Origin of the sequence: Streptomyces hokutonensis (assembly GCF_000376565.1) — a bacterium.
GTDB lineage: Bacteria > Actinomycetota > Actinomycetes > Streptomycetales > Streptomycetaceae > Streptomyces > Streptomyces hokutonensis.
The window spans coordinates 1-9789 of the sequence record NZ_BARG01000122.1 but is presented as its reverse complement, the minus strand read 5'-3'; the positions used below and the strand labels follow the sequence as shown (position 1 = coordinate 9789).

Below are 9789 nucleotides of genomic sequence, written 5' to 3'. Positions count from 1 at the left end.
AGCCCCGCGCCCCTAAAGACAAAAGCCGCAAGTCAGCCCTTGCTTACCGCCGCCAGGATCTCCGGCAGGCGCCTCGCCGTCCCCGGTGCCGCCAACCGCAGCCCCGCATACGTGATCGCCGCCCCATACCCCGCCCCCACCGGCAGCAGCACCCAGCTCCACTGATCCCCGTCCGCGGTCACGTTGGACCAGATGGTGAGGGTGATGACGGGGGAGCAGAGGAGGGCCGCTGCGATCATGCCGCCGAAGATGGAGATCCAGGCGAGGCCGGCCTGGCCGGGGGCGACGTTCTTGTGGCCGCCCTGGGGGATGGAGTAGGGGAACCGGGCCGAGGTCCAGGCGCCGGTCGCGAGCATCGCGCCGAGGAGGGCGAAGGAGAGGCCGAGGACCTCCGGGAGCCGGTGCCAGTCGCCGAGCATCGCCGTCGTGAGGACGGTCACCAGCGCCGCGTACGGCACGGTGATGAGGAGCAACGCGAGGGCGCGGGCGCGGAGTTCGACGTAGGCGTCCCTGGTCGTGGAGATCGTCATCGCGACCATCCAGAACGCGGAGGTGTCCTGCCCGAACTGGTTGTACATCTGGATGCCGAGCATCCCGGCGGCGAAGCACGCGAAGTAGACCGAGCCGGTGCCCTGCAGCGCGTTGAACACCGGCACGATCAGCCCGATCGCCAGTGAAGTCACCCACGCGGCCTTGGTCTTGGGGTCGCGCCAGACATAGCGCAGGCTGCGTTCCATGACCGTGCCGGTGCGGCCGGCCGGGAGGAGACGGGCCAGGCCGCCGGCGGACGCCCTGTCCCTCGCGGCCGGTTCGGCGGACTGGAGGGTGGAGCCGTCGGGCGAGGTCATCAACTTGGTGAGGCTGCGCGACCAGAGGAAGAGCAGGGCCGCCAAAGCGCCCACGGACACGGCCAGTTGGAGGGTCGCCAGGCCGTACGACCCTTTGCTCACCGAGTCCACCGCGCCGACCGCCGACGCGGGCGGTACCCAGCGCAACACCTCGGCCGCCGGGTCGAGTGGGGACAGTCCCGACGAACCCAGGCGCTGCGCACCGAAGTTGACCAACTGCGCCCCGACCGCGATCACCAGCCCGCTCAGCACCGCCAGGTCCCGGCCCTTCCGGCTGGTCAGCAGGCGGATGTTGGCGGCGGCGACGGCCCGCGCGAGGGCCACACAGACCAGCAGGGAGAAGGCGAGGGCGAGGACCGCCGTGACGTAGGCGGCGGCGCCGTGCGCGACCGCGATCACCGAACCGAGCAGCAGCACCAGCGTGAACAGCGGACCGATGCCGACCAGCGAGGCCGCCAGCAGCGCCCGTACGAGAGGCCCGGGCCGTAGCGGCAGCATCACCAGGCGGGTCGGGTCGAGGGTCTCGTCGCCGGTCGGGAAGAACAGTGGCATCACCGCCCAGCCAAGACCCAGCACCGACACCAGGACGACCACCACGGAGTCGGCGTGCGAGTCCCCGCGCAGCGTGATCAGCCCGAGCAACTGAAGCGCCGCGAACAGCAGCGCCACGACCGCCGACGCGACATACGCGGCCCGCCGGCCACCGGACTGCCGTAGCCCGTTGCGCAACAACGACAGCTTCAGGCGTACGACGACGGGAGTGATCGAGGCCGGGGGCGTGAGGGTGTCGGTCATCGGGTGCCGCCGCCCAGCCAGTCGAGGTCGGAGCCGTGGTCGCGGGCGCCCGCGCCGACGAGTTCGAGGAACGCCTGCTGGAGCGTGGGCGATTCGCCGCGCACCTCGGCCAAGGTGCCCTGGGCCCGGATGCGGCCGGCGGCCATCACGGCCACCCAGTCGCACAGCGACTCGACGAGTTCCATGACGTGGGAGGAGAAGACGACGGTGGCGCCGGAGGCGGTGTAGCGCTCCAGGACACCCCGGATGGTCTGCGCGGAGACCGGGTCGACACCCTCGAACGGCTCGTCCAGGAACAGGACTTCGGGATTGTGGAGGAGAGCGGCGGCGAGCCCGATCTTCTTGCGCATACCGGTGGAGTAGTCGACGACGAGCTTGTGCTGCGCCCCGGCCAGATCGAGCACGTCCAGCAACTGCGTGACCCGCTTGTCGACCTCGGCCCCGGGCAGTCCTCGCAACCGCCCGCTGTAGCCGAGGAGTTCACGCCCGGAGAGCCGCTCGAAGAGCCGTAGGCCCTCGGGCAGTACCCCGATCCGCGCCTTCACGGCCACGGGGTCACGCCAGACGTCGTGGCCCACGACCTCAACGCTGCCCTGATCGGGCCGCAGCAACCCGGTCACCATGGAGAGGGTGGTGGTCTTCCCGGCCCCATTGGGCCCAACCAGCCCAATGAACTTCCCGGCAGGCAACTCCAGATCGATCCCGGCAACAGCAACCTGCTGCCCGAACCGCTTCCAAAGCCCACGCACACGCACGGCAGCAGACGTCATACCTTGCAGCCTACGGTCAGGGGTCCCACCCAAGGGGCGCGGGGAACTACGCGACCAGCCCCCACCGGACCCGCACCCGCCAACGCTACCGATCCCGCCCACACGCATAGGCGAGCGGCGAGATCAACTCCTCCGCATCCGGCAACCACCGATTCGCAGCAGTAGGCCGGCACGCCCACTGCACAGCCCCCCGAGACCCGAACCGCGTGGGCGGCGCGGCCACATACGCACCTTCACCCAGCACCACGAGATCAAGAGTGGCGGGGGACCAGCCGATCTTCCGCACAAGATCCGGCACCTTCACCGAAGCCCCCGGCAGAACAAAGAACTCCATCCGCCGCGACGGCGTCAACGTGACAGGACCCAGCGTCAACTCCATGCGCTCCATCCGGGCCAGCGCGAGGAACCCGGCGGTCTCCGGCACGGAGATCGCGTCGAACGTCCGCCCGGTCGGCAGCAGAATCGATGCCCCCGGCTGCTTCTGCCACATCCGTCGCGCGACCGTCGCACTGCCCGTCGCCTGGGTCGCCCAGTCCTCACGCGCCGGATGTGCGCCGGGTGCGGCGCACGCGGGGTCCTCGCACGAGCAGCGCTGCACCCCGTCGACGGCTTCCAGCCAGGTGCCGGGGAAGACGTCCCAGTGGCGCTCCTCGGCGTAGCGTACGGCTGTCTCCAGCAGCGATTCCCCGCGCTGCTTCGGAATCTGAGCGGCTTCGGTGCCCGCGATCGTCTCTTCCACGCCCAACACAACTCCCGCACCCACCTCGGGTTACGGCTGTAGCGCGCGCGGGGGAGGAGCATCGATTCCGCAACTGGGGCGCATGGATGCATGTGCGGGGGCGCGCGGGAGGACCGAGGGCGGTATCGGGGTAGCCACGTGAGGGGCGGGCACGAGCTTTTACCCCGGCATTCTTCGCATGCTTCGCATTTTCGCCATGTTCGCTGGGCATTGATCTTCTCGGCCGGATCTTTTCGCTTCAGGGGTTGTTCCCAGGGGGTACGCCATGGCCGCAAGGCCACTTGTCGCGCGGCAGCCGAACGAACGGCTGCAGGCGCTCATCCAGGAGGCGGGGTGCTCGAACGCCGGGCTGGCCCGCCGGGTCAACATGTGCGGCGCCGAGCACGGTCTCGACCTGCGCTACGACAAGACGTCCGTGGCCCGCTGGCTGCGGGGACAGCAGCCGCGCGGTCGGGCTCCGGCGATCATCGCCGAGGCGCTGGGCCGCAAGCTGGGCCGTACGGTCACGATCGACGAGATCGGCATGGCCAACGGCAAGAACCTCGCGTCGGGTGTGGGCCTGCAGTTCTCGCCGACCGTGCTCGGTGCCATCGAGCAGGTGTGTGAGCTGTGGCGCAGTGACGTGGGGCGCCGGGACTTCCTGTCCGGTTCGTCGGTCGCCGCGTCCGCGCTGGTCGAGCCGAGCCGCGACTGGCTGATCTCCTCGCCGGACTCGCAGGTCGCGCGCGCGGCGGGGCCGAGGGTGGGCCAGTCCGACGTGGCGGCGGTGCGCGCGATGACGCAGGCGCTCAGCGAGCTGGACCACCAGTACGGCAGCGGGCATGTCCGCCCGGTCGTCGTGCACTACCTCAACAGTGTCGTCTCCGGGCTGCTGGCGGGCTCGTACCGGGAGGCCGTGGGGCGTGAACTGTTCGCCGCCGTCGCCCGGTTGACGGAACTCGCCGGCTACATGGCCGTCGACACCGGTCAACCCGGCCTGGCGCAGCGGTACTACATCCAGGCGCTGCGCCTCGCGCAGGCGGCCGGGGACCGGGGATACGGCGGGTATGTGCTCGCCGCGTCCATGAGCCATCTCGCCGCGCAGCTCGGGAACCCGCGTGAGATCGCGCAGTTGGCGCGGGCGGCGCAGGAGGGGGCGCGCGGGCGCGTGACCCCCAGGGCCGAGGCGATGTTCCACGCGGCGGAGGCGCGCGGGCACGCGCTGATGGGTGACGCGCGGTCGGCGCAGCTGGCGTCGGGGCGCGCGGTGAGCGCGCTGGACGCGGCGGATCCGTCGTCCGGGGACGACCCGGCGTGGATCGGGCACTTCGACGAGGCGTATCTCGCCGACGAGTTGGCGCACTGCCACCGCGATCTCGGGCAGGCCGAGGCGGCGGCCAGGTGCGCGCAGGAGTCCCTGGACGGGCACCCGGAGTCGCGGGCGCGCCGCCGGGCCATCGGGTACGTCCTGCTGGCGAGCGCGCAGGTGCAGCAGCGCGAGGTCGAGCAGGCCTGCACCACGGGCCTGAAAGCGGTGGAGTTGCTCGGTTCGCTGCGCTCCAACCGGGGCGCGGAGTACCTGGAGGACTTCCAGCAGCGCCTGGAGCCGTACCGGGACGAGCCGGTGGTGCGGGAGTTCGGGGCGCGGATGGAGTTGCAGGCCGCCGCGTGAACAGGGAGTGAACGAAGCGTCCGGTGGTGATCCGGTGGTGAAAGGAGGGCGTAGAACGGGATGTGGCGCGGATGAGGGGCCGGAGTTGTTACCGAGGTCACAAGTGGAGAGGTCCAGTCCAGTGCTGCGTGGCACCGGGCTCTGGGTACCCGGTAGCGTGAACCGACGATCCCGAAGGTCCCCCATTCGTAGGAGTCCCGGTGACGCAGAGTGGACAGGGCGAGGAGCCCTCGGCGCGGCCCGCGCGCGAAGGCATCGTGCTGCCCTCCGACGGAGGTGAACCCCTCCTTCCGGGTATGACGGGCGGACGCGGTAACCAGCAGTCGGCAGGGCAGCCGCCGAGCACACCCCCGGGCGGCCAGGCCTGGGGCGGGTCGTGGGGCCCGGACCAGCAGCCCGACCCGCAGCACCGGACCCCGGCCCCGCCGCCGGGCCAGGGCTGGGGCGACGCGCAGCAGCCGCAGCAGTGGGGCGCCGCCCCCGAGCAGCCGTCCCCGTGGGGCGCCCAGGAGGGCATCCCGAGCCAGCCGGGGGCCCTGCCCCAGGAGAGCGCCCAGCACGCGGCGTACGGCGTGCAGCAGCAGTCGTACGCCCAGGAGTACTCGCCGGCACCGGGATACGCCCCGGAGCAGTCCGCCGGGTACGGGACGGGCGCACCGGGCTACGGTTCGGGCACGCAGGACTACGGCTACGGATACGGAGCTTCCGGTTCGGGCGCCGCACCCCTGCCCCCCGCCGCCACGGCCTCTTCCTCGTCCGCGTTCCCGAGCGCCCCGCTGCCGCCCGCCGACGAGGGCGCGACGCAGTACATCCCGCCGGTGGTCAACATTCCCGGCGACGAGGGTGCCACCCAGTTCCTGCCGCCGGTCCCGGCCGCCCCGATGGACGAGGGCGCGACGCAGTTCATCCCGCCGGTGCTGCCCGGGGCGCTGCCGCCCGAGGTGTCCGGCGGTGCCGGGCCGATGCCGCCGGCCGCGCATCCCGACGCGCAGCCCACGCAGTTCCTCCCGCCGGTGCCCGCGCAGGGCGGCGCTCCCGGGTACGGGGGGCGGCCGGGCGGGGCGGAGGACCGGCAGCCGCCCGCCGAGTTCGACAACCTCTTCCGCACCGGCGAGGCACCGGCCGGGTCCACACAGCAGCTGCCGCGCTTCCAGCAGCCGCCGGCGCAAGCCCAGAAGCCGGGCTACGGCCAGCAGGGCCCCAGCCAGCAGGGCTATGGACAACAGGGCTACGCGCAGCCGCCGTACGCCCAGCCCGGCTACGCCGATCCGTCCTACGCCCCGCCCGGGCAGCACGACGACGACGGCCGGGGCGGGCGCCGTTCGCGGGTGCCGCTGATCGCCGGGGTCGGGATCGTCATCGCGATCCTCGGGGTCGGTGCGGGGGCGCTGCTCAGCGGTGGCGGGAGCAAGAGCGACGGCAACAAGACGGTCGCCGCGACCTCGCCCGCGACCGGGGGTTCCTCGGCGGCGGGCGGCGACGCGGCCAAGCAACAGGCCGTAGCGCTCGACAAGTTGCTCGCCGACAGCGGCAGCAGCCGAGCCTCGGTGATCCGTGCCGTGGGCAATGTGAAGGCCTGCAACAACCTCGACGGCTCCGCCTCCGACCTGCGGGACGCGGCCACGCAGCGCACCGAACTGGTCACGAAACTCTCGCAGTTGACGGTGGACAAGCTGCCGGACAACGCGGCCCTGACGACCGCCCTCACCAACGCGTGGAAGGCGTCGGCGTCCGCCGACAACCACTACGCGGCCTGGGCCGACCAGGCCGCCGGCAAGAAGGGTTGCAAGAAGGGCCAGGCCCGCACCACCGGCCAGACCGCGGCCGGCAACGCGGCGAGCGGCGTCGCCAGCAACCAGAAGACCAAGGCCGCCGCGCTCTGGAACACGATCGCGAAGACCTACGGCCTGACCCAGCGCCAGCCGACCCAGCTCTGACGAAACAGGAACGGACGGGCGCGGACCTCAGTCGAGGTTCGCGCTCTCCAGCGTCCCCGTCATGTCGAAGAAGCCTTTCTTCGCCGACACCAGAACGCCCTTGCGTACGACCTGAAGGGTCACCGAGGCGTTGACCAGGCGGGACAGGCCCACGGAGGCGAGATCGTCCTCGTCGGTGGAGCTCCACCGGAGTGTCGGCGTGAGCCCGCCCGTGGTCACCTTGACGCCGTCGTCGAGGGCGCGCCGTACGGTGTCGGAGGTCACCTCGCCGTTGCCGAGCGAGTTCACGACGGTCTTGAACGCGGTGTACGCGATCCAGGTCGTCTCCACGCCCGCGTCCGCCGGGTCGATGCGGTTGTCGCCGAAGGCCACCTCGTTGACGGCCTTCTTCATCGGGTCCCAGCGCGGGTCGCCCGCCACCGGGTACCAGCCGGTGATGTACGACCCCTCGTACGGCCCGGACTGCCCGCCCGTCGCGTTGATCTCGGTCTGGTCGACGCTGCCGAGCACGGTCGCGGTGCGCACGGCGGGATAGTCCGCGCGCTCGCGCCGGAAGGAGTCCATGAAGGTGTCGGTGCGGTCCCCGAGCGAGGGCACCACACACCCCTCCTTCGACGAGGTGCCGCCGGTCGCGCTCTCCAGCGCCTTCGTCGACTGCGTGGAGTACTCGGTGAGGTTGTCGGCCGCGAGCTGGTCGGTGGCCGCCGCGTGCCCGCCCGCCTTGAGTCCCGCGTTCAGCAGCGGGGGCAGGTCGTCGCCGGCGATGGAGTCGGGCCGTACCAGGGTGACCGTGCCGCAGCCGGGGGCGAGTTGCTTGCCGAGACCGGCCAGCAGCGCGGGCTGGCCGCCGTTGACGGGGTAGGACAGGGCGCGGGTGAACTCCTCGCTCGTCACGCCGTAGCCGCCGATGTACGGGATGCCGGCGCCCTCCAGCGGGGCGAAGAACGAGTCGCTGAACTCGCTGTAGGAGCCGACGACCGCGACGACGTTCTCCTTGACGGCCTGCCGGGCGCACTGCGCCGCGGAGACGCTGGTGTTGTGGTCGTTGCAGGTCAGAACCTTGAGCTTGCGGCCGTTGAGACCGCCGTGCTTGTTGATCCACTTCGCGTACGCCGTCGCCATGGCGGGCATGCCGGGCTTGTTGGTCGCGTTGGTGTCCCAGGGCGCCCAGGTCATGACGGTGATCGGGGAGTCCGCGGAGCCCGCGGTGCCGGGGATGACCCCGCAGCCGGCCGCGAGAGACGAACATGCCACCAGCGCCGCCGCCGACATGACGGTGGCTCTGACGCGCCGGGTGATCGTGGGGAGGAAGGTGCTGCGGTTGCGCCGACTGCCGGTCATGTACACACACGGTTCCGCCACACCACTAACCCGGGAGTGACTAGCGGTCAACGAATGGTGACGTGGAGGTGAATTACGGGGGGCGTTCCTGTGTGTGTGACAAGGAACGTACGATCGATGACCGTGCAAGCTCCGGAGAACTCTTCCCGTCGCCCCCGTCGCTCCTCCACCATGGGCGGCATGCCACTGAACGACATGCCGTGGTGGCGCTGGCGCAGCAACGTGCGTTCCGCGCTGCACATGCTCTCCGATCCGGTGTTCCAGCAGAACGTCTGGCTGGCCGGTGTCGACGGGTACGGGGACGTCACCGACGCCGTCTACCGCCTCGTCGAGGACACCTGGCTGGACAACTGGTCCGCCGAGAAATACGTCGGCACGATCTTCCGCGACTCCCAGGAGGCGGCCCTCGTCGACTCCGCCGTCCTGCGCGTGCTGCGGATCATGCACCAGGTCGGGCCCGACGCCCCGGTCTCCGCGTACGTCGACCACCAGGCGTGGCCCGAGGCGGTGCGGGCGGCCCGTGACGCGCACGTCCGCATGGCGTCCAGCGACGGGGAGGACCCGGACGCGCCGCCGCGCACGCTCGAGGTGCTGCAGATCATGACGCGGTCGGCGTAGACCGCGGGGCGGCTCGGCTACGGCCGCCCGGTTGCCGCCGGTCCGGGTGGCGGACGCCGGTCTCCCTGCTCAGGGGGATATGGGACCCTGTTCCGCATGAACGCGCAGTCCACCCGAGCCGCGGCGCCCGCCGACCAGTACGTCCTGACGCTGTCCTGCCCCGACAAGCAGGGCATCGTGCACGCCGTGTCGAGCTACCTCTTCATGACCGGCTGCAACATCGAGGACAGCCAGCAGTTCGGCGACCACGACACGGGACTGTTCTTCATGCGCGTCCACTTCTCGGCGGAGCCGCCGGTGACCGTGGACAAGCTGCGGGCGAGCTTCGCGGCGATCGGTGACTCCTTCCACATGGACTGGCAGATCAACCGGGCCGACGAGAAGATGCGCATCGTCCTCATGGTCAGCAAGTTCGGGCACTGCCTGAACGACCTGCTGTTCCGGGCGCGGATCGGGGCGCTGCCCGTGGAGATCGCGGCCGTGGTCTCCAACCACACGGACTTCGCCGAGCTGGTGGACTCGTACCACATCCCCTTCCACCACATCCCGGTGACGAAGGACAACAAGGCCGAGGCCGAGGCGCGGGTCTTGGACCTGGTCCGCGAGGAGAACGTCGAACTCGTCGTCCTCGCCCGCTACATGCAGGTCCTCTCCGACGACCTCTGCAAGGCGCTCAGCGGCCGGATCATCAACATCCACCACTCCTTCCTGCCGAGCTTCAAGGGTGCGAAGCCGTATCACCAGGCTCACGCCCGGGGTGTGAAGCTCATCGGGGCGACGGCGCACTATGTGACCGCCGACCTGGATGAGGGGCCGATCATCGAGCAGGAGGTCGAGCGGGTGGGTCACGATGTCACTCCGGACCAGCTGGTGGCGATCGGGCGTGACGTGGAGTGCCAGGCGCTGGCGCGGGCGGTCAAGTGGCATGCGGAGCGCCGGATTCTGCTCAATGGGCGACGGACGGTTGTGTTCGCCTAGGAGCTCGGGGGTTCGGTTTCGAGGGCGGCTGCGAGCCGGTGGGGGCCGTTCGCGCAGTTCCCCGCGCCCCTTGAGGGGCTTCGGTTTCGGAGCGGGTGCGGGTGGTTCGCGG

At 70.9% G+C, this 9789-nt stretch carries 8 protein-coding genes; 4 read left to right on the top strand and 4 right to left on the bottom strand.

Annotation, left to right across the window (positions count from 1 at the left end; genetic code table 11):
• Positions 1-32: 32 nt before the first annotated feature.
• From SSP08S_RS52445 to SSP08S_RS52435, 3 genes are all read right to left on the bottom strand, one after another.
• On the bottom strand, positions 33-1643 hold the full coding sequence (locus SSP08S_RS52445) for a hypothetical protein (RefSeq protein ID WP_019075664.1): 1611 nt from the start codon (positions 1641-1643) through the stop codon (positions 33-35).
• On the bottom strand, positions 1640-2413 hold the full coding sequence (locus tag SSP08S_RS52440; protein ID WP_026179579.1) for an ABC transporter ATP-binding protein: 774 nt from the start codon (positions 2411-2413) through the stop codon (positions 1640-1642). The genes SSP08S_RS52445 and SSP08S_RS52440 overlap by 4 nt, the downstream gene beginning before the upstream one ends.
• Before the next feature lie 85 nt (positions 2414-2498).
• Complete coding sequence (locus SSP08S_RS52435; protein WP_026179578.1) at positions 2499-3152, bottom strand: bifunctional DNA primase/polymerase; 654 nt, start codon at positions 3150-3152, stop codon at positions 2499-2501.
• A gap of 265 nt (positions 3153-3417) precedes the next feature.
• Between SSP08S_RS52435 and SSP08S_RS52430 the strand changes: the two genes are divergently transcribed.
• Both SSP08S_RS52430 and SSP08S_RS52425 read left to right on the top strand, forming a co-directional pair.
• Positions 3418-4803, top strand: coding sequence for an NsdA family TPR-like regulatory protein (locus SSP08S_RS52430; RefSeq protein ID WP_019075661.1), 1386 nt, complete (start codon positions 3418-3420; stop codon positions 4801-4803).
• A 200-nt stretch (positions 4804-5003) separates the two neighbouring features.
• Positions 5004-6740 carry a hypothetical protein gene (locus SSP08S_RS52425; RefSeq protein WP_019075660.1) on the top strand — a complete coding sequence of 579 codons (1737 nt, stop codon included), beginning with the start codon at positions 5004-5006 and terminating at the stop codon, positions 6738-6740.
• A gap of 27 nt (positions 6741-6767) precedes the next feature.
• On the opposite strand, the gene SSP08S_RS52420 is transcribed toward SSP08S_RS52425, so the two are convergent.
• On the bottom strand, positions 6768-8081 hold the full coding sequence (locus SSP08S_RS52420; RefSeq protein ID WP_026179577.1) for an ABC transporter substrate-binding protein: 1314 nt from the start codon (positions 8079-8081) through the stop codon (positions 6768-6770).
• 117 nt (positions 8082-8198) lie between these two features.
• Between SSP08S_RS52420 and SSP08S_RS52415 the strand changes: the two genes are divergently transcribed.
• On the top strand, positions 8199-8699 hold the full coding sequence (locus tag SSP08S_RS52415) for an SCO4402 family protein (RefSeq protein ID WP_026179576.1): 501 nt from the start codon (positions 8199-8201) through the stop codon (positions 8697-8699).
• Positions 8700-8795: 96 nt separating this feature from the next.
• On the top strand, positions 8796-9677 hold the full coding sequence (gene purU / locus SSP08S_RS52410) for a formyltetrahydrofolate deformylase (protein ID WP_019075657.1): 882 nt from the start codon (positions 8796-8798) through the stop codon (positions 9675-9677).
• The last annotated feature ends 112 nt before the right edge of the window (positions 9678-9789 follow it).